At 67.4% G+C, this 20,391-nt stretch carries 13 protein-coding genes; 4 read left to right on the top strand and 9 right to left on the bottom strand.

Annotated elements, in window-relative coordinates:
- Positions 1-255: 255 nt before the first annotated feature.
- Positions 256-1,269, bottom strand: coding sequence for a pyridoxal-phosphate dependent enzyme (locus BLP83_RS17790; RefSeq protein ID WP_342670451.1), 1,014 nt, complete (start codon positions 1,267-1,269; stop codon positions 256-258).
- 385 nt (positions 1,270-1,654) lie between these two features.
- Positions 1,655-2,287: a glutathione S-transferase family protein gene (locus tag BLP83_RS17785; protein WP_176764281.1), complete on the bottom strand. Its 633-nt coding sequence runs from the start codon at positions 2,285-2,287 to the stop codon at positions 1,655-1,657.
- A gap of 131 nt (positions 2,288-2,418) precedes the next feature.
- On the opposite strand from BLP83_RS17785, the gene pepN reads away from it, so the two are divergent.
- Positions 2,419-5,013 (top strand): aminopeptidase N, encoded by a 2,595-nt coding sequence (pepN, locus tag BLP83_RS17780; RefSeq protein WP_091246150.1) that lies wholly within the window; start codon positions 2,419-2,421, stop codon positions 5,011-5,013.
- 393 nt (positions 5,014-5,406) lie between these two features.
- Here pepN and BLP83_RS17775 read toward each other — a convergent pair whose 3' ends face one another.
- The 3 genes from BLP83_RS17775 to BLP83_RS17765 form a co-directional block, all read right to left on the bottom strand.
- Entirely contained in the window at positions 5,407-6,423 is a 1,017-nt protein-coding gene (locus tag BLP83_RS17775) for a 3-oxoacyl-ACP synthase III (RefSeq protein ID WP_091246146.1), read from the bottom strand.
- Positions 6,424-6,675: 252 nt separating this feature from the next.
- Positions 6,676-8,541, bottom strand: a complete 1,866-nt coding sequence (sppA, locus tag BLP83_RS17770) for a signal peptide peptidase SppA (RefSeq protein ID WP_091246143.1) — start codon at positions 8,539-8,541, stop codon at positions 6,676-6,678.
- 147 nt (positions 8,542-8,688) lie between these two features.
- Entirely contained in the window at positions 8,689-10,068 is a 1,380-nt protein-coding gene (locus BLP83_RS17765) for an MATE family efflux transporter (protein WP_091246136.1), read from the bottom strand.
- 62 nt (positions 10,069-10,130) lie between these two features.
- Here BLP83_RS17765 and BLP83_RS17760 point away from each other — a divergent pair, with 62 nt between their 5' ends.
- Positions 10,131-11,444 carry a DUF3667 domain-containing protein gene (locus BLP83_RS17760; protein WP_091246132.1) on the top strand — a complete coding sequence of 438 codons (1,314 nt, stop codon included), beginning with the start codon at positions 10,131-10,133 and terminating at the stop codon, positions 11,442-11,444.
- Positions 11,445-11,489: 45 nt separating this feature from the next.
- On the opposite strand, the gene BLP83_RS17755 is transcribed toward BLP83_RS17760, so the two are convergent.
- Positions 11,490-12,794: a DUF3106 domain-containing protein gene (locus tag BLP83_RS17755; RefSeq protein WP_143006777.1), complete on the bottom strand. Its 1,305-nt coding sequence runs from the start codon at positions 12,792-12,794 to the stop codon at positions 11,490-11,492.
- Positions 12,795-13,295: 501 nt separating this feature from the next.
- On the opposite strand from BLP83_RS17755, the gene BLP83_RS17750 reads away from it, so the two are divergent.
- A complete protein-coding gene (locus tag BLP83_RS17750; protein ID WP_091246126.1) occupies positions 13,296-15,494 on the top strand; it encodes a primosomal protein N' in 2,199 nt (732 codons plus the stop codon).
- A 112-nt stretch (positions 15,495-15,606) separates the two neighbouring features.
- Positions 15,607-16,791 (top strand): BsaWI family type II restriction enzyme, encoded by a 1,185-nt coding sequence (locus tag BLP83_RS17745; protein WP_091246121.1) that lies wholly within the window; start codon positions 15,607-15,609, stop codon positions 16,789-16,791.
- On the opposite strand, the gene BLP83_RS17740 is transcribed toward BLP83_RS17745, so the two are convergent.
- The 3 genes from BLP83_RS17740 to BLP83_RS17730 form a co-directional block, all read right to left on the bottom strand.
- Positions 16,748-18,097 carry a DNA cytosine methyltransferase gene (locus BLP83_RS17740; protein WP_091246120.1) on the bottom strand — a complete coding sequence of 450 codons (1,350 nt, stop codon included), beginning with the start codon at positions 18,095-18,097 and terminating at the stop codon, positions 16,748-16,750. The genes BLP83_RS17745 and BLP83_RS17740 overlap by 44 nt on opposite strands.
- 155 nt (positions 18,098-18,252) lie before the next feature.
- Positions 18,253-18,495 (bottom strand): PIN domain-containing protein, encoded by a 243-nt coding sequence (locus BLP83_RS17735; protein WP_218121270.1) that lies wholly within the window; start codon positions 18,493-18,495, stop codon positions 18,253-18,255.
- A 246-nt stretch (positions 18,496-18,741) separates the two neighbouring features.
- Positions 18,742-18,972, bottom strand: a complete 231-nt coding sequence (locus BLP83_RS17730) for a PIN domain-containing protein (RefSeq protein WP_091246117.1) — start codon at positions 18,970-18,972, stop codon at positions 18,742-18,744.
- Positions 18,973-20,391 lie beyond the last annotated feature (1,419 nt).

The raw sequence follows: 20,391 nt of genomic DNA, 5'->3' as shown, positions 1-20,391 counted from the left end.
GCGCGAAGGGCGCGGACGAGGGGTGGCCTTTCTCTTGCCTACTTCTCTTTGGCCACGCAAAGAGAAGTAGGTCGGGCAGCCCGCAGGGCTGACCGAAAGCTCTTGATTCTGCTCTTCGCTTCGCACGGCGCTGCGACGAAGCGGACCGCGCCGAGTGTCGAGCTCATGGTGGGCCGGGGCCCACCCTATGCGTCTGCCGGGCCAAGCGCCGCGCATTGCCGGGCGTCACGCAAGGCCGCGCACGTGCGACGCGGGCTACCAGGGCAGGGCGTCCAGATCCACATTGCCGCCCGACAGGATCACGCCCACCTCGCGATCTTCGAACAGCGCGGGGTTCTTCAGGATCACCGCCAGCGGCACCGCGCAGCTCGGCTCGATGACGATCTTGAGCCGTTCCCAGATCAGGCGCATGGCGGCGATGATCTCGGCCTCGCTCGCCAGCAGGATGTCGTCGAGGCGCTCGCTCAGGATGCCGAAGGTCAGCGGGCCGAGTTCCGCGCGCAGGCCGTCGCAGATCGTGTCGGCGATGCGACCGGTGATGCGCTGGCCGGACTTCAGCGAGTCGTGCGCGTCACAAGCCTGTTCGGGTTCGGCGCCGAACACGCGGATGCCGGGCTTGAGCGACTGCGCGGCGATCGCCGTGCCCGACAGCAGGCCCCCGCCGCTGACCGGCGCCAGCACGGTGTCGAGCTCGGGCACGCTGTGCAGCAGCTCCAGCGTGGCGGTGCCCTGCCCTGCGATCACCCGCGCATCGTTGTAGGGGTGCACGACCTCGGCGCCGGTCTGCGCCAGCACTTCGGCCATGGCGGCATCGCGCGCGGCCTGGTGGGTGTCGCAGGGAATGATCTCGGCGCCGAAGTCGCGGATCGCGGCGAGCTTGATCTTGGGCGCCGAGCGCGGCACCACCACGCGCGCGGGAATGCCACGCAGACGGCAGGCCAGCGCGATGGCGGCACCGTGGTTGCCGCTGCTCTGGGTCAGCACGCCGCGCGCGGCCTGTTCATCGCTGAGCCCGAACACCGCATTCGCCGCACCGCGGAACTTGAAGGCGCCGATGCGCTGGAAGTTCTCGCACTTGAAGTGCAGGCGACAGCCGGCAATGCGGTCCAGCGAGCCGGAGCGCAGCACCGGCGTGACCTGGGCATGCGGCGCGATGCGCGCGGCGGCCGCGCGGATGTCGTCGAGGGTGGGGACGGTGGTGGCGGGGTTCATGGTCACCTTGGCTTCGATCGGGGAGCGCACGCTGAGCGGGCTGCGATGGTGGCGCAATTGGAGCCTCGATGCGCAAGTCCGAGGCGCGCGACGCCTTGAAGGCTCTTGCTCGAAGGACGGCGCTTGTGGCCCGCCGCGCGCCGATTCAGTGCTTTGCTCCCCTCTCCCCTGGAGGGAGAGGGGCCGGGGGAGAGGGGGCGATCTTGCCGCGAGTGTGCCCCCTCTCCCCAACCCCTCTCCCTCGGGGGGAGAGGGGCTCAACAGCAGCCAACGCTCTGCACGCAGCCTGCGGCCTGCACCCAGCTTGCGGGTCGCGCGCTCTCCTCTACACCGCCGAGGAGGCTTGACCTGAAAGAGAGTGTCCACAAAGAGCAGGGACGACGCCTCGCGGCAGCCGCGGCCCCTCTACGAAGCCCGAATCCCCAATCCCCAATCCCAGCCCTCAAGCCTTCGCCGGAAAATTGCGCGCCATCACCGCATCGATCGGCGGCAGGGCATCGATGGCCACGGCGATGGCGTGGAGCTTCGGCGCGTGCGCGGCGAACCACGGTCGACGCGGCTTCCAACGGCTCATCACCGCGATGTAGAGGTCGATCGCGCTCATCCGCTCGCCAAGGAACCAGGGCCCGCCGGCTTCGGCCTCGAGCATCGCCCAGGCGCGGTTGCGCCAGTCTTCCACGCACGCCAGAAACCCGGGCTGCGCTTCGGCCATCGGCACGAAACGGGCGGGAATATCGGCATAGGTGAAGGTGGGATAGAGCGTCGATACGCAGAAGGTCAGCCAGCGCAGGAATCGGCCGCGGCAGCGCTCGTTGGGCAGGGGCACCCAGTCCTCGCTGTCATTGGTCTCGGCCAGCCAGAGCGTGATCGCCAGGCTCTCGGCCAGCACGTCGCCACCGGCGGTGACCAGCGTTGGCACCTGGGCCAGCGGATTGAGCTTGGCCAGCGCTGCGCGCGCCTCCGCATCGGCCAGCAGATCGCCCACGCGCTCGAAGCGATACGGCAGGCCGTACCACTCGAGCTGGGCCTCGATCAGGGCCGAGCCCCAGCCCTCGCGTCCGTACAGTCGATACACGCTCAAACTCCTTCGACTTTGGTCTTGGATCGGCCGCTGCGAACCACGCTGCCGCACGTCTGTGACCTTCGCGGCTCGCCGGATCGCGCCGCTGGCGGCATCCTACGCGATCACTCTTGCTTGCTTTCGCCATGTCCGAGTCTCCGCTGATCCACCGCCATGACTACCGCCCACCGGCCTGGCGCATCCCGCGCATCGGCCTCCTGTTCGAACTCGATGCCGAACGCACCGTGGTCGAAGCCGAGCTGTGGCTGGAGCCCGAGCGCAGCCGCCGCGGCGAGGCGCTGGAACTCGACGGCGAGGGCCTTGAGCTCGAATGGCTGGAGCTGGACGGCCGTCGACTCGCGCCCGGCGACTACCGTTACGACGGCCATCGCCTGTGCATCGAAGGCCTGCGTCAGCCCAGCGTGCTGCGCAGCCGGGTGGCGATCGCTCCGTCCGCCAACACCGCGCTGGAAGGCCTGTACACCAGCGGCGCACTGCTGCTCACCCAGTGCGAGGCCGAGGGCTTTCGCCGGATCACCTTCTTCATCGATCGGCCCGATGTGCTCAGCGTGTATGCGGTCGAGCTGCGCGCCGAGCGCGCGCGCTTTCCGGTGCTGCTGGCCAACGGCAATCCCGCCGGCAGCGGCGCGCTGGAGAACGGCCGCCACTTCGCGCGCTGGCAGGACCCGCACCCCAAGCCCTGCTACCTGTTCGCGATCGCCGCCGGGCGCATGGAGCGCGTCTCGGCGCCCTACATCACCAGCGAGGGTCGCCACGTCGAGGTCAATGTCTGGTCCGAGCCCGGCTTCGCCCCGCGCTGCGAGTACGCGCTGGGGGCGACGCTGCGGGCGATGCGCTGGGACGAGCAGCGCTTCGGCCGCTGCTACGACCTGGACGTGTTCAACATCGTCGCCGCCCAGGATTTCACCATGGGCGCGATGGAGAACAAGGGCCTCAACATCTTCAACGCGCGCTACATCCTGGCCGACATCGACAGCGCCACCGACGCCGATTTCGAGGCGGTGGAGTCGGTGATCGGGCACGAGTACTTCCACAACTGGAGCGGCAACCGGGTCACCGTGCGCGACTGGTTCCAGCTGTCGCTGAAGGAAGGCTTCACCGTGTTCCGCGACCAGGAGTTCACCGCCGACCTGCGCTCGCGCGCGGTCAAGCGCATCGAAGACGTGCGCCTGCTGCGCATGCGCCAGTTCCCCGAGGACGCGGGCGCACTGGCGCATCCGGTGCGGCCCGACAGCTACCGCGAGATCAACAACTTCTACACCGCCACCGTCTACGAGAAGGGTGCGGAGCTGGTGCGCATGCTGCACACCCTGCTTGGCGAGGAGACCTTCCGCCGGGGCTGCGACCTCTACTTCGCGCGCTGGGACGGCCAGGCCGCCAGCGTCGATGCCTTCCTGGACGCCATGCGCGAAGCCAGCGGCCGCGATCTCCTGCAGTTCGAGCGCTGGTACGCGCAGAGCGGCACACCGGAAGTGCGGATTGAAGCGCGCTACGACGCGCAGGCGCGACGCTGCACACTGGACATCCGCCAGCACACCGCACCGACGCCCGACCAGGCCGACAAGCAGCCCCTGCACATTCCCCTGGCCTACGCCCTGTACGGCGCCGACGATGGGCCGATCGACGCGGTGCCCAGCGGTGATGCCATCGCCCGTTCCGGCCTGATCGAGCTCACTGCCGAGCGGCACACGGTGGTCTTCGAGGGCATCGATGCGCCGCCGCTGCTGAGCTTCCTGCAGGGCCTGTCGGCGCCGGTGCGCCTGCGCTTCGACTACAGCCCCGCCGAACTGGCGCGGCTGGCGCGCATCGAGCGCGATCCGCTGTGCCGCTGGGATGCCCTGCAGCAGCTGGCGCAGTCCGCGCTGCTCGATGCTTCGGCCGCGCATGCGCAGGCGCTCAGCGAAGCGCTGGGCGTGCTGCTGGCCAACGAGAGCGTCGACCCGAGCTTCGTCGCCCTGTGCTGGCAGCTGCCCGAGTTCGAGGTGCTGGTGAACGCGCGCCCGCAGGTCGACATCGACGGCCTGCTGGGCACGCGCCGCGCCCTGCGGCTCAAGCTGGCGCACGACCATGCGGACCTGCTGGCGCAGCGCTACGCCGCACTCGACGCGCAGGCGCCGGATTCACTCGAAGCCGAGGCCGCCGCCGCGCGGCGCCTGAAGAACCTCTGCCTGCACTACCTCGGCCTGGTCGAGACCGACGGCCTGCGCGCCTTCGCCCAGTTCCAGCGGTCCGGCACGCTCACCGATCGGCTTGCGGCGCTGACCGTACTGATCCACGGCAGTGCCGAGCAGGCGGACGCCGCCCTCGATGCCTTCCAGCAGCGGGTGGGCGAGGACCTTCTGCTCAACGACAAGTGGATCGCCGCGGTCGCCACCCGACCGCAGCCGGCCGCGCTCGATGACGTGCTGGACCTGCTCTCCAGCCCGCACTGGCACCCGCGCAATCCCAATCGCGTGCGCGCCCTGCTCGGCAGCTTCGCCCGCAGCAATCCGGCCGCCTTCCACCGCGCCGATGGCGCCGGCTATGCCCTGCTCTTCGCCCAGCTGCCGAAGATCGACGCGCTCAATCCGCAGGTGGCGGCACGGCTGCTCGGCGCGCTCGAAGCCTGGCAGCGCTTCGACGCCGACCGTCGGGAGCTCATCGAAGCGGGGCTGCGCGGTCTCGCCGCGCAGGGCCTCTCGCGTGACTGCGGCGAGATGCTGGAGCGGCTGCTCGCCTAGGCTGCGGTCCGCGACGCGCGGGTCGGCCGTCGCACACGGCCCACCGTGAGCTTCGGTCTGGCTTCGTCGCTTCGTCGCTTCGTCGCTTCGTTGCTTGGCGAGCGACAGGAGCTCGCGGCCCGTCCCTCGGTCTGCCGCGCAATGTGGCCGTCATAGGGTGGGCCCTGGCCCACCGTGGGCTCCATCCTCGCCTCGGTGTTGTCTGGTCGCCTCGTGGCTTGAAGCGAAGACTGGGGCGAGTGCGAAGCTCATGGTGGGCCAGGGCCCACCCTATGAAACGACACAGCCCGCGCGGGGCGCGGGCTTTGCGGGGATCACGTGGGCGCCGACGCGCGGCACGCGGCTACAGGCGGAGGGTGGGTAGGCACGGGCCTCAGGCCCGCGCGCGCGACATCACCACACCACTTCGGCCATCGAGCAGTTGAGGCCTGAGCCGATGCCGAGCAGGGCGATGCGCTGGCCCTTGCGCAGGCGGCCCATCTCCTTGAGCTTGGACAGCACGATCGGCACCGAGGCCGGGCCGATGTTGCCGTGCTCCTGGAAGATGGTGTGCACCTTCTTGGGGTCGATGCCGAAGGTCTTCAGCAGGGCCTCGGTGTGCACGCGGCTGACCTGGTGGATCACGAACTCGTCGAGCTCGTCGATCACCCAGCCCAGGGCCTGGCGAGCGGCGCCGAAGGTGACCTGGGCCAGCTTCATGCCCTCGATCAGCAGGGACTTGGTGTCGGTGACCATGCGGTCCAGGTTGCCGCGGCAGAGGTGGCTCCACTGCGTGGCCGCGCGGGTGACGCCGCCGCGGTAGCGCGGGGCGTCCGGGGCGAGTTCGCGACGCGCCAGCACCATCGCCGCCGCACCGCAGCCGAGCGTGAGCGAAGCGAGTTCGCTGCGGAACTCCTCGTCGGTGATGGTCGGGCTCAGCATGCGCTGGATGGTTTTCTTGTAGACCAGGTTGGCGGTCTCGCCGTCGACGATCAGGGCGTAGTCGATCTCGCCGCGCTCGATCATCCGGCTGGCGATGTCCATGCCGTTGAGGAAGGCGAGGCAGGCATTCGCCACGTCGAAGTTCTGGCAGGTCTCGGGCAGACCGAGGTTGCCGGAGACGATGCTGGCGGTGGACGGCTCCAGGAAGTCACGGCTGACCGAGGTGTTGACCAGGAGACCGATGCGGCCGCGCTCGACGCCGGCTTCGGCCAGGGCCTTCTCGGCGGCGAGCGTGGCGGCGTCCGAGGCCAGCACGTCGTCGTCCCACATGCGGCGCGAGCGGATGCCGGCGATGTCCTGGAGGACGTCGGCGCGGATGTTCAGGCGCTCGAGCGTGGGCTTCAGCTGGGCGTTGATGTCCGCCGAGCTCAGCGGATGCGGCGCGTCGATGTGCGCCACGCTGGCGATGGAGACGTGCTGGAACAGCATGGGAATTCCGGTGTGGAAGACGGCAAAGCCTGCGAACGCTACCGGGCTTTGTCCGGTGCTGCAAGTTGGAAGAGCCCGGATCAGCGTGGATCGGGCGGAGAAGTCAGCGCGATCGGCGGCGATCTGTGAAGGCCGGCACCGATTCGCTCCGACCTGCGGAAGCGCGGATCCGGTCGGGCTGTCCGGCTTCGCAAACGCGCGGGGCCGGCCCATCCAAAGCCGGCCCCGCGCGTTGCGGATGACACCAGCGGTCTACTCTGCGCTGCAGAGGCAGTGCGCCAGCACCCGCGCCGGCAGGCCGCGCACCGGCGGCGCCATCAGCTCGATCTCTTCGCGCAGCTGCCGCACCAGCGGCTGCTGGGCCAGGCCCGGCGGCAGGCCGAGGCTGCCGGCCACCGCGCGCGCGGTGGCGTTCTTGCCCATGTCGGCCAGGAACTTCTCGAAGGGCGAGGGCTGCTTCTCGACATAGCTGACCTGGAAGCTGTCCTTCTCCAGCGAGGCAAAGCCCGCGGCGGCGTCGATGGCGTCACGCAGGCCACCCAGCTTGTCGACCAGACCCAGCTCCAGCGCCTGCGCACCGCTCCAGACGCGGCCGCGGCCGACCTTGTCGGCGTCCTCGTAGCTCTTGCCGCGGGCCTCGGCAACACGACCGATGAAGTCGCGGTAACCGTCCTCGATCACGGTCTGCAGGATGCTGCCGACCATCGGGTCCATCGGCCGGGTGATGTCGAAAGCGCCGGCGATGCGGGTGGTGCCGACACCGTCGGTGCGCACGCCGATCCGCTCCAGCGGCTGCTCGGCGGTGAAGAACAGGCCGAAGATGCCGATCGAACCGGTGATCGTGCTGGGGTCGGCGTAGATCTCCTGCGCGTTCATCGAGATCCAGTAGCCGCCCGACGCGGCCACATTGGCCATCGACACCACCACCGGCTTGCCGGCGGCGCGGGTCAGCTCGACCTCGCGGCGGATCTGCTCCGACGGGAACACGCCGCCGCCGGGGGAGTCGACGCGCAGCACCAGAGCCTTCACGTCCTCGTCTTCGCGGGCCTCGCGGATCAGCGCCGAGGTCGACACGCCGCCGACCTGGCCCTGCGGCAGTTCGCCATCGGCAATACCGCCCTGGGCGACGACCACGGCCACCTTCGGGCGGCTGTCGATCGGCAGCTTCTCGCGGTCGAGGAAGCCGAGGTAGGCCTCCAGGCTGACCTGGCGGAAGGTGTGGTTCTCCTCGTCCTTCTCGCCGCGCTCGATCATCAGCGCGCGGAACTCGTCGGCGGTCTTCAGCTCATCGACGAGGCCCATGCGCAGGGCCAGCTGGCCGAGGTCGCCCTGCACCGCGGCCACTTCGACATCCAGGCCATCGATCTGCGCCTGCAGGGTGGCGGCATCGAGCTTGCGCAGCTCGGCCACCTCGGCCAGGTAGCGCTGCCAGATGTCGGTCATCCAGTAGAGGTCGGCCTCGTTGGCCTCGGGCGAGGCGTTGTCGCGGATGTAGGGCTCGGCGAAGCTCTTGAACTCGCCGACGCGGAACAGATGCACCTTCACGCCCAGCTTGTCCTGCAGGGCTTCGCGGTAGTAGGCGCGGTAGCGGCCGATGCCTTCCAGCAGCACGGCACCGGAGGGGTGCAGGTAGACCTCGTCGGCGTGGGCGGCCAGGTAGTAGCCGGCCTGGTCCATGTTGTCGGCATAGGCCACGATCTGCTTGCCGCTCTCCTTGAAGCGCTTCAGCGCCGCACCGACCTCGCGCAGGGCGGCGAATCCGGCCCCGGCCATCTGATCGGTGCGGATGACCATGCGCTCGATGCGCTTGTCGGTGGCGGCCGAGTCGATCGCCCGCAGCAGGTCACGCAGCTGCACCTCGGCGACGGTATCGCCGGTGAGCTGGCCAAGCGCACGCGAGGCAGGGTCGACGGTGAACTGCTCGACGATGCGGCCCTTGGGCGACAGCACGAAGGCGTTGCGCTCCTCCAGGGTTGGGCCGCCCTTCAGCACCGCGAACAGGATCAGGCCGACGACCAGCAGCAGGACGCCATTCATCAGCAGCCGGCGGCTGAAGTTGAGGGCGTCCCAGAGGAAGATCACGAAGTTGACGAAAGCGCCGCGCTTGGGCTGGTTCATGGACAGTCTCGTGGTTCAAGGAGTCGCCGCGGGCGGAAGCGGTCGCCCGGGGTCGAGGTGGCCGGCAGGATGCGCCGGCATCCGCGCATGTGACGCGAACGCGGCCGAAGGGTAGAGGCTCGCGTCGCCGCGGTCACGTGGAAAGGGTCATGCGCCGGAACGCAGGGCGCCGCGACGCAGCCGCCGGGCCAGGATGACGAAGCGGATCGTCAGCATCAGCGCCGCCGCCGACAGGCCGAGGATCAGCCCGTACCACATGCCCTGTGCGCCCTGCCCGTTGACGATGCCCATCCAGTAGCCCAGCGGCATGCCGAGGCCCCAGTAGCTCAGCACGGTGATGATCGCCGGCAGGCGGGTGTCCTTGAGGCCGCGCAGCGCACCGGCAGACGCCGCCTGGATGCCATCGGAGAACTGGAAGGCCGCGGCCAGCACCATCAGCTGGGCGGCCAAGGCGGCGACCGCCGGGTCCTTGGTCCACACCGAGGCGATCGCACCGGCGCCGAACAGCAGCACCAGGGCCGAGGCCAGCTGGGTGCCGCAGGTGATCGCATAGCCGGCGCCACCGGCCCAGGCTACGCCACGCGGATCGCCGCGGCCGACCGCATTGCCGACCCGCACCGTGGTGGCCATCGCCACGCCCAGCGGAATCATGAAAGTCACCGAAGCGAGATTGATCGCGACCTGGTGCGCGGCCGTCTGCAGGGTGCCGAGGCTGCCGATGATCAGCGCGGTGGCGACGAACAGGCTGCCCTCCATGAACACCGAGAAGCCCATCGGCAGGCCGATCTTCAGCAGGTCGGCGATCGGCGCCCAGCGCGGCCATTCGAAGCCGGCGAAGAGATCCAGATCGACATAGCCGCGCCCGTAGCGCAGGGTCAACCCATAGGCGATTGCCTGCGCCCACAGGGTGACCGCGGTGGCGATGCCAAGGCCCTGCGCGCCCAGCTCGGGCGCGCCGAAGCGCCCGAACATCAGCGCATAGCCCAGCGGCAACAGCAGCACCAGGCCACCCAGGCCGATCAGCATGGTCGGCTTGGTCAGCGAGACGCCCTCGCTCAGATAGCGGAAGCAGAAGAACAAGGCCAGCGCCGGCGCCCCGGGCGCCACCCCGGCGAGGAAGGCGCGCGCCTGCGGCCGCACGTCCTCGGCCACATTGGCCAGGGCCAGCAGCCAGTCGGCATTGGCCACGAAGAAGGCCAGCGCACTGCCCATGATCAGGGCCAGCCAGACGGCCTGGCGGAACACCGTGCCGATCTCGCCGCGACGACCGGCGCCGTCGAGCTGGGCCACGGTCGGCGGGATCGCCATCAGCACGCCGATCACGATCAGGATGGCCACCGACCACACCGCGGTGCCGATCGCCACCGCCGCCTGGGTGAGCGCCGAGTGGCGCCCGGCCAACACCGTGTCGATGACGTTCATCATCATCGAGGACAGCTGGCCCATCACCAGCGGCAGGGCCAGCACGGTGGTGGCGAGGACCTCCGCGCCGAGTCGGCGGAAGAACGGAGGCGTGGGGGCTGACATGCGTGGCGGACCGTGAAGCGGGGGCGCTATGGTAGCCGCTGCCCTCCCCGACGAACCGCGCCATGGACAGCCGACCCGCCGAGACCTCCCCCTCCTTCGCGAACGCGCCTGCTGCGGGCGTTCGCCTGTGCGAAAACTGCGGCGCCGAGCTGCGCGGCGAGCACTGCTACGCCTGCGGTCAGCCGACCAAGGGCCTGGTGCGGCACTTCAGCAGCATCGTCGGCGACTTCGCCGACACCGTCTTCAACGTCGACGGCCGGATCTTCCGCACCCTTGGCCCCCTGCTGTTCAAGCCGGGCTTCCTGAGCCTCGAATACTTCGCCGGTCGCCGCGTGCGCTACGTCAGCCCGGTGCGCCTGTTCGTGTTCACCTGCCTGCTGGCCTTCCTGGCCTCGCGTCTCAGCGTCGATACCGGGGAGGCTGCGCTGGAGCGACCACCGATCGAAGTCGCCTCGACCTCGATGCTGGACGCGAAGACCGTGGCCGAAGTCGAGGCCGCGCGCGACGCCGCGCTGGCCGAGTTCGACAAGGCGCTCAAGGAAACGCCGAACGTGCCTGGCCTCGGCATCGGCCTGCAGGCCGCGCGTCAGGGCATCGAAGCCGAGGCGCAGCGCCGCATTCGCGAACTGCAGAAGGCGGAAGCAGCAGAGACAGGCGATGCAGCCGCCGACCGTGCGAGCACCGCGACGGCAGCGGACAGCGCCGCCGACAACGCCGTGGAAGCAGAGTCCTCCGTGCCCACCGCGGCGGCTTCCGCCGGAGCCGGCATGAAGGACGGCCCCAGCGAAGCCCAGGCCGCCGGCAACCGCGCCCTGCGCAGCTCGATCAACTTCGGCAACGGCGCTTGGGACCCGCAGACCAACCCAGTCAAGATCGGCTGGCTGCCGGAACTGGCGAACGCACGCTTGAACGCTTGGATCAGCCGCGCGCTGGACAACAGCGAGCGCGTCAACAGCAACCCGCGCCTGCTGGCCGAGGCCTTCCTCGACTTCCTGCCGCAGACCCTGTTCGTGCTGCTGCCGATCTTCGCGCTGATGCTGAAGCTGGCCTATCTCTTCAAGCGCCGGCTGTACATGGAGCACCTGATCGTCGCCCTGCACAGCCATGCCTTCCTCAGCACCGCGGTGTTGCTGCTGGCGCTGGCGACGCTGGCCCGCACCACGCTGGGCGAAGGCCTGCTGCACGCCGCGCTGGGCTGGGTCGAGCTGGCGCTCGCGCTGTGGATGCCGCTGTACCTGTTGATCATGCAGAAGCGGGTGTACCGCCAGGGCTGGATCCTGACCCTGCTCAAGTACGGCCTGCTCGGCACCGCCTACACCGTGTTGATCAGCGTGGGCATCACGGTGACCCTGCTGATCAGCCTGGTGGCGATGTAGGACAGCGCGAACGCGAAGAGCGCGCCCGCCCCGTCGGAAACGGCATCAGTCGGCGCGCACGCCGACCGCCGCCGCGCGATCCCGCACCAGGGCCGCCCGCGCCGGCGGCTCGGCCGCAAGCAGCTCGGCGCGCAGGGCTTCGCGTGCGGCCGGATCGAGTCGACGCGCCATGCGCCGCAGCAGGCCGTGCTCGGTCTCGCCCAGTCCGCGCAGCAGTTCGACGGTGGCCTCGCGCTCCTCTTCGGGCACGAAAGCGAAGGCCTCGCGTGCCAGTTCGGCCAACTCCGGGGTCTTGCCAGCCAGCAGCCCGCGGCGCACAGCCTCCGGCAGGGCCTCGAACTGCGCGCGCAGGGTCGACTGCTCCTCGGCGGTGGCCGACGCCAGCCCGGCCTCCAGCGCGCGCAGGGTCGACTGCGTGGCGGCGTCGAAACCCGCCCAGCGCGCATGCCGCTCGCGCAGGTCGGCGCGCTGCAGCGGCGGCAGGCTGCGATAGGCCGCGGCGCGCTGCTCGAAGCGCAGTCGCTCGGGCTCGCCCAAGGCCTCCCAGCGGCGCGCCCGGGCCCACAGCTCGGCGCGCTGCGCGGGCTGCAGGCGCGGCCACGATTCCGCCCAGGGCGTCAGCGCGTCAAGGTCCGCCGGGACAGTGTCGAGGCTCTCCGGCGGCGCGGCGGGGCCCGCGGCGGCGACCACCTCGCCGCCGCCCGCCTGCAGTCGCCACAGCAGGAAATCGAGGCGTTCCAGCGTCGCGAACTCGACCGCATCGGCCCAGAGCTCGAACTCCGACGCCGACAGCGGCACCTGCTCCACCACCGGCGGCGGCGCAGCCGGCGGCGCCTGCAGACGCTGCTGGGCGGGGTCGAGCAGGAAGGCGTAGTGCAGCTGCGGCGCGAAGGCCGCGCCAGCGAAGCAGGCCAGGGCCGCCAGGCCGAACCCGACGCGCAGGGCGCGGCGAGGCGGCGCAAGCTCGGGCTGCAAGGAAAGAAACGCCGCGCGCAAGTCGGCCGGCCAGGCCGGGCTCTTTGCCGCCAGCCGCCGCCCCAGCAGCAGCCATTCGCGCTCAAGCCGGGCAAGCGGCCGCCCCTGCAGCTCGGCCACGCGCTCCAGCGCCAGCCCGCCCAGCACGCGCAGGGCCAGCAGATCGCGGGCGCCGGCCGGCAGCCCGGCCCACAGGCGCAGCCAGGAGGCGGCGGCGTCGAATTCAGGGTGACCGCGGGTGCCGGGCTGCGACTGCAGCAGGGTCAGGCCCTGGGCGAAATCGCGCACACGCCGCGCGGCGGCGGGTGGCAGCCCCTCGGCCAGTAGCCAGGCCCGCAGCAAGGCAGAGGAGCGGGCGGCAGCGGAATCGGGCATCAGACGGGTCGGCGAGGCGTGGCTGGCCGGCGAGTGTAGCGGCAGCACGCGCCGGCACCGATCTGGCGGAAGTGCCGGGTGGGCGCCATCGAGTCGCTGCCCTGCGGCTTGACTTTCGGTCGGCCGGCGCTCTCCCGCGCCACCCTTGCGTCGACGGGGGGCTTGACTTGTGCACAGGCTGCAGGGCCAGCCCCGCGACAGGTGTTCTGGGCCGGCGCGGGCCGTGCTCCTGTCACATTCGCCGAACCGAACAATTGCAAGCCGTTGATTTAATTGACCAAAAAGTCTTGGTCAAATTTTCGCCACAATCCACGCAAGCCCGGCGCCAGCGGGCCGGCGAGGGCCTCATCCGCCCTTCATCCACCGACTTATCCACAGGCTGTGTGGATAAGCCGGAAACTTGAAGCCCATCGGCGACTTAGGGGGAATTTGTCAGGCTGAGGTGAGGAATGCCCGGCAAGTGACCCCGGACACCGCCAAGCCGCTGGCTACACTGGCGGGATGTTCGCCTGCACCGCCCTGCGCGTCGCCCTGCCCCTGCCCCTGCCGCAGCTGTTCGACTACGCCCCGCCGGCGCGGGCGACGGTCGACGCCGGCTGGATCGGCTGCCGCGTGCGCGTGCCCTTCGGCCGCGGCCATGCCATCGGCGTGGTCGCCGAGGTCGGCCCGCCGGAGATCGACCCAGGCAAGCTCAAGCCCGCGAGCGAACGCCTCGACACCGAGCCGCTGATCGCCGGCGAGCTGCTGGCCAGCCTGCGCTGGGCCGCCGGCTACTACCAGAGGCCGCTGGGCGAGGTGCTGGCCGCGGCGCTGCCGGTGGATATGCGTCAGGGCAAACCCCTGCCTGATACCGCCCCGCTGGCTTGGCGACTCACAGCTATTGGCGCGGCCAATCTGCGCCAGCTGCGCGCCGGCGGGCGCCCGCGTCAGCTCGCCGACTGGCTGGCCGAAGCCGGCGCGCTGGATGCCGCCGCCCTCAACCAGCGCCTGCCCGACTGGCGCCCGGCCCTGCGCAGCCTGATGGGCCGCGGCTTCGTCGAGGAATGCCTGGGCGCGAACGCTCAGAGATCGCCCGAACGCGCCCCGCCCGCGCTCAACCCCGAGCAGACCGCCGCCGCCGAACGCATCAAACAGGCACTGGGCCAGTTCGACCCGATCCTGATCGAAGGCGTCACCGGCTCGGGCAAGACCGAGGTCTATCTGGACGCCATCGAAGCCGCGCTCAGCCGCGGCGAGCAGGCCCTGATCCTGGTGCCCGAGATCGGGCTGACCCCGCAGACCCTGCGGCGCTTCCAGCAGCGTCTGCCGGTGGAGGTGCACAGCTTCCATTCCGGCATGGCCGAAGGTGCCCGCGCGCGCGCCTGGACAGCCATGCGCCGCGGCGAGGCCCGCGTGCTGGTCGGCACCCGCTCGGCGGTGTTCGCGCCGCTGCCGCAGCCCGGCCTGATCATCATCGACGAGGAGCACGACAGCAGCTACAAGCAGCAGGACGGCTTCCGCTACCACGCCCGCGACTTCGCCCTGGTGCGCGGCAAGGCACTCAACATCCCCGTGGTGCTGGGCAGCGCCACGCCGGCGCTGGAGACCCTGCAGCTGGCGCGCAGCCGCCGCCTCGCCCACGTGCAGCTGAAGAAGCGCGCCGCCGCCGCACGCGCCCCGCATGTGCGCGTGCTGGACGCCCGCCGCCAGCGCCTGACCCACGGCCTGAGCGAGCCGGCCTTCCAGGCGATCGCCGAGTGCCTGCAGCGCGGCGAACAGGCCCTGGTGTTCCGCAACCGCCGCGGCTACGCGCCGGCCCTGCTCTGCCACGACTGCGGCTACCGCGCCAACTGCAGCCGCTGCGATGCGGCGCTGACCCTGCACGGCCGCGACCGCCTGATCTGCCACCACTGCGGCCACCGCGAACGCGCCCCCACGGCCTGCCCCGACTGCGGCAGCCTGGCCCTGATGCCGCAGGGTGCCGGCACCGAGCGCGTTGAAGTGGCGCTGGCCGAACGCTTCCCCGACGTGCCCCTGGTGCGCATCGACAGCGAGACCACCCGCGACCACGGCGACCTGGCCCGCCACTTCGACACGTTGGGGCAAGGCGCCGGCCTGATCGTCGGCACCCAGATGCTGGCCAAGGGCCACGACCTCGCCAAGCTGTCGCTGGTGGTGGTGGTGACCATCGACGAAGGCCTGTTCAGCGCCGACTTCCGCGCCGCCGAAAAGCTCGCCCAACTCCTCATCCAGGTCAGCGGCCGCGCCGGCCGCGCCCAGGCCCCGGGCGAAGTGCTCCTGCAAACCCACCACCCCGAGCACCCGCTGCTGGCAACGCTATTGGCCGGCGGCTATCCGGCCTTCGCCAAGCTCGAACTGGCGGAGCGCGAGGCGGCGGGGTTTCCGCCGTTTGCGCATCTGGCGCTGCTAAGGGTGGACAGCCATCGGGAGGACGCGCTGCAGCTGTTCATGCGCGAGGCATATGCGGCGGCGCGGGCGATCGTGGCGGCGGATCCGAGCTTGAGCGTGGAGGTGCATGCACCGATGCCGGCCCCGATGGCGCGACGGGCGGGACGGATGCGGGCGCAGATGCTCTTGTCGGCGAAGCTGAGGCCGGGGTTGCAGGCGGCGTTGCGGGCCTGGAATGCGGCGCTGTTTGAGTTGAAGAGCGGGCGGGGGGTAAGGTGGTCGCTGGATGTGGATCCGGGGGATTTGTACTGAAGCATGGGGGTGCGAGTCATCCCGTCCGCTGTGCCCAAAGGCACGCAGATTATGCAAATTTTGCATAACTGACACCTAACATCAAGCTGCGCCAAACAACGAGGCGCAGAGAATGAAAACAACGTCTGAAAGGAAATACGTCAGCCTTGTGGAATGGCTGGTGGATCAGCGAAAGGCAAAGGGCTTCAAGCAGAAAGACTTGAGTGACAGGCTAGACTTAAGTCAGTCAAACATCTCACGCTACGAAAAGAGAGAGCTCCAACTAGATATTGAACTCCTAGCGAGATGGTGCGAAATCCTAGGCCAGACCATGGAAGATGCGTTGCGATTTTCAGGATATCTTGAGGCGCAAACTCCCGAGGCCAGAAAAACTTTACACAGCGCGCACCGAAGCAACGAAACGGCCTTGCCAATTGGCGCAAGTGAAACTAACAATGGCTTTAATCTCTTGCTAAGCTGGAGGAATAAAGAGTACCCAATCCACTTCCCAGGAAGCGATATCGGGAAATTCTTGAAAGTTGAGCGAGAGATAGCGGCTAGATTCGCATCACTCAACAGTGCCCGCAAGACCCAAAGCAATCGAGACGCAATCGCGGAAGCACTGCTTTTGGCAATATCGGAAATGCCCGAGGCCAACCCCTCAGACATATACCACCACGTGGTTTACAGGTTGTACCTTCGAGAATACAACCGAACCGACCCAAAACAAAGCTGGGTTCGAGCCGGCGGCGAGGCAGTGGAGCTGTTCTTTAAGCATCACTACAGCGCTCGCCTTGCGACGGCTGGCATTTCAATAGAATTAGCCTTTGAAGCGCGCGAGAAGAACAAGTTTCTCACCGAGATGGGGCTGGCTGACCAAGTTGCAGGAGGCAGCAAGTTGGACATCTGTCTTTATGGAATGGGCCGGAATGGCCCCACTCCGTTTGCAGGGGTCCACGCAAAGGCGTCGCTGGCCGAGCGCGTCTCAGATGATAAGCCGTGCAGCGAGCGGATGATGGCTGCGGGGTTCAAAAGCTATCTTTTTACCTTTGACGCCAAGTCTTTTCCGCCTCCAACCGGGGATCTACAGAACCTTGGCGAGCTTGGAACCCCCTCCAAGCCCTCCGACAAGCGTAGCTACATCGAGAAGCACGGCAGCTTCGACGCCTGTTTTTCGTACAACACAAGGACAGTCCCATCCGGACCTGCAACTGAAAGTGGCAAGAAGGTATACACGTCGCGCTTTGACGACAGCGATGCCTTGCTAACCACGGTTATCGATGACTGGCGCACTTGGAGGAAATCTCGAAGTCTTTAGGCTCGGGCAAAGTACGCGAAAGGTGCCGAACTACGGCGTCGCCTACTGCCTTGCCGAGCAGCGGCGGCACCGCATTTCCGAGCTGCTTGAACTGTTGGAACTGAGACCCAGGCAGACGAAAATTGTCTGGAAACGATTGCAGCCGCGCAGCCTCTCTCACGGAAACAAATCGATCTAGTTCAGGATGCACAAAGTCCGAGCAGTCGCGAGCCATGTGCGCCACCAGCGTGTGGCTGGGCTCATCCCAAGCGAGACGCCTGTACTTATTTGCGAAACCGCCGTGATCGATGAAACTTAGAACTTCATCAAGCTCATGCTTCCCCTCATGAAGCATTTCTCTAAGCTTCATTTCCACGGCAACATCCTGCTTCCGACAGCCCTCCAAGTCACGGGCACTTCCGTGACCAAAGAGAATTTCGTCGATCGCCGCGTAAGGCAACCCATCCCCTCGGATTCTTTCGCGCAACTGTTTCCCGTAATCTCCCGGCCTCATAAGCGCCAACCGAAGGCGCCGCACGCCCAGCATTCTCTTGGCTGAGTGATTGGGGACTTCGGAGGCGTCTCCGCGCATCAGTGATTGGTATTCGGATAGAGGCGCACAAGGATATGCGACGCTTTTTTCGGTATCCGCGGGAGCAAATGGATCAACCAACGCAAGATCAGAAATCGCATCTCTCACGGTTCGGGCTGGCTTCAACTTCCCTACCTGCCCGAAGAGATCTAGCACACGGGAGGTCGAAGTGCTCGGCTCCTCATATTGCGGCTCAATAAATGAAGGCGCCCCTCCCTTTAGAGAACCGATCACAAAAACGCGCCTTCTCCTTTGCGGGACACCAAAATTTTCGGCGCGCACGTTGTGAACGTTTACATCATATCCCAACGAACTTGCGATCCTCAGCACGTCAGCAATAACCTCTCCGTTATTCATGGAGAGCATTCCGACAACGTTCTCCATGACGAAACAGTGCGGCCGAAACTCGTCAATGAAGCTAAAGAAGTTCCGATATAGCTGATTGCGGGGATCGAACTCATCGCGCTTCCCGTAAGTGGAGAAGCCCTGACATGGTGGGCCGCCAACTACAACAGCGAGCTCGCCAACCCCGATGCCTAGGGATTGACGCACATCAGCAGGAGAAATTTCACGTATATCAGTAGAGTCCACCACTGCCGCTGGGAAGTTCTCAGAGAATGTCTCCGCAGCATACTTATCGAACTCATTTGCCCATAAACACTCGAATCCAGCCATTCGCAGGCCTTGTGAAAGACCACCCGCTCCTGCAAACAGGTCGATTGAGTACATAGCCATGCTAGAGCTTCTCCGTGTATCCCGTTAACTGGATTTTTATCCGCCGTTGATTCTTCGAGCGATCTGGAGCTAGTTATCTCCAATTCGTTTGCGCATTTTAGCAGCAGCGAGAAGGGAGCCCGAAGGTCAGGTCTTGTTTTGACACATCCCAGCGCTCAGCCCCGCCACGGATCCACCAGCGCCACGCCCGTCTCCCGAAAGTCCGCCAAGTTCCGCGTCGCCAGCGGCGCCGAGTGGACTCGGGCGATGGCAGCGATCATGCCGTCGGGTGCGCTCATCGGGCGACCCGCACGTGCCGCCTCGCCCATCAGTTCGCCGTAGCTCAACGCGGCCTCTTCCGTAAACGCGAAAATGCGCCCGGCAAAGCGGCTGCGCCAGGCCTCCAGACCATCGGCCAATCGCTGGGCGCGTTCGTCGCAAGCGCGAGGGTCAGGTCTTGTTTTGACACATCCCAGCGCTCAGCCCCGCCAAGGATCCACCAGCGCCACGCCCGTCTCCCGAAAGTCCGCCACATTCCGCGTCGCCAGCGGCGCCGAGCGAGGCTTCGGGGTCAGGTCTAGCTTCGTAGCATCTGAGCTTCGGTTCACGAGGGCGAGGGTCACACGAGGGCGAGGGTCAGGTCTTGTTTTGACACATCCCTGCGCTCAGCCCCGCCAAGAATCCCTCAGCACCACACCGGCCTCGCGAAAGTCCGCCACGTTCCGCGTCGCCAGCGGCGCCGAGTGGACGCGGCCGATGGCGGCGACCAGCCCGTCGGGTGCGCGCATCGGGCGACCCGTGCGCGCCGCCTCGCCCATCAGCTCGCCATAGGTCGGCGCGGCATCCTCGGTGAAGGCGAAGATGCGGCCGGCAACGCGGCTGCTCCAGGGCTCCAAGACATCGGCCAGACGGTGAGCGCGTTGGTCAAGGCTCCTTTGCGAAGGCCAGCACCACGATCACAACCTGCCCAGCGCCAGCTCGGCATGGCGCGCGCAAGCCGGCGCAGCACTCCCAGCATCCGAGCGCGCCCCGCACCGTGCTTTGTCGTGGCTCATGCCAGTGGCTCAGGACAATTCGAGGCCGCCGCAACGCAGAAGGGGCACCCGGAGATGCCCCTTCTGCCCTGCGCCAGTCTCAATTTACTGGCTGCGGCGCTGAGCAACCATGCCCAAGCCCAAAGCCATCAACAGTGAGATCAGCACGATCTGCGACCACGCAGAACTGGCCGGAACAACAGCAGGTCGCGGCACTGCCGGAGGCAGCGGGGACCCTGTCGAACTAAAATTGAACAGGTGAGCACGGGTAGACCCAGGCATGACTCCCGGCACATTGGTGATGCATACCACCTGATAGACCGTCGTTTGACCTGCGGCGGGGGCGGCGCATGACACGGAAACGGCGCGCGATTCGCCCACGGCGATCCCGGTGTGAACTCCACCTGTGACCGTTACGCCCGTGGGGCTCAAGAAAGGGCGACAATCGACATCCAGACCCGAACCGGCAGCGCCCACGTTCGTGATCACTATCTGCCGCTGCACAGCGGTCCCCGCTGTCCCATCGCAGCTCACCGTCCCCTCAGCGGGTACAGAGCCAAAGGCGGGAACCGGGGCAGGTGTGCCTTTTGTGCCCGAGCTCCCACCAAGCGCAAATGCCTCTCCCGCGCTCATGCTGGACGCGGCCGCGAAGAGACACACAATCAGAGTTCTGCCAACGCTTTCAAACATCTTGTTCCCCCTAGCTATTGAACGCTCATACCAATCGATACTGAGTCTCCGCCGGCTCTCAGCCATGAATGCGTGACCCTCCTGCCACGACACCGCCGCACCATCCTCGATGCTCTGAGCCCTCGAGCGCCGGCGCCAGAGGATCGAGGTCGCTTCTCTGGAGCGGCGCGCGACTTTATACGACGCTGTTCCAGCGGCTCAAGGCGGCGACGGCACTCGAAGGCCTTGCTCTGACAAGCACCAGCGCTCAGTTCTACCGAGGATCCACTAGAGCAGAGAAGAAGAGGGTCAGGTTCACTTCTAGGCGGGAGCAGCGCGGGGGTCAGGTCCCAAAAAGGGGGTCAAAAAGGGGGTCAGGTTCACTTCTGGTCCGAAAGAGCAGCGCGAGAAGGGCAAGGGTCAGTTCCTGTTTTGCCAAATAGGGTGTCTCGGTGACATCGAAGGATCTGACCCCAACGAATTGAGTGCGCGATATGCCCGAGAACGGGGTCAGGTTCACTTCTAGGCCGAGCGAGCGGCGCGAGGGTCATGCGCGACGATCAGGTGTTGCTTTGACACATCCCCGCGCTCAGCCCCGCCACGGATCCACCA

This window comes from Aquimonas voraii (genome assembly GCF_900101825.1).
In the GTDB taxonomy this organism is placed as follows: Bacteria; Pseudomonadota; Gammaproteobacteria; order Xanthomonadales; family Xanthomonadaceae; genus Aquimonas; species Aquimonas voraii.
The sequence above is the reverse complement of the archived record's forward strand: the minus strand, read 5'-3'. Positions and strand labels throughout refer to the sequence as shown.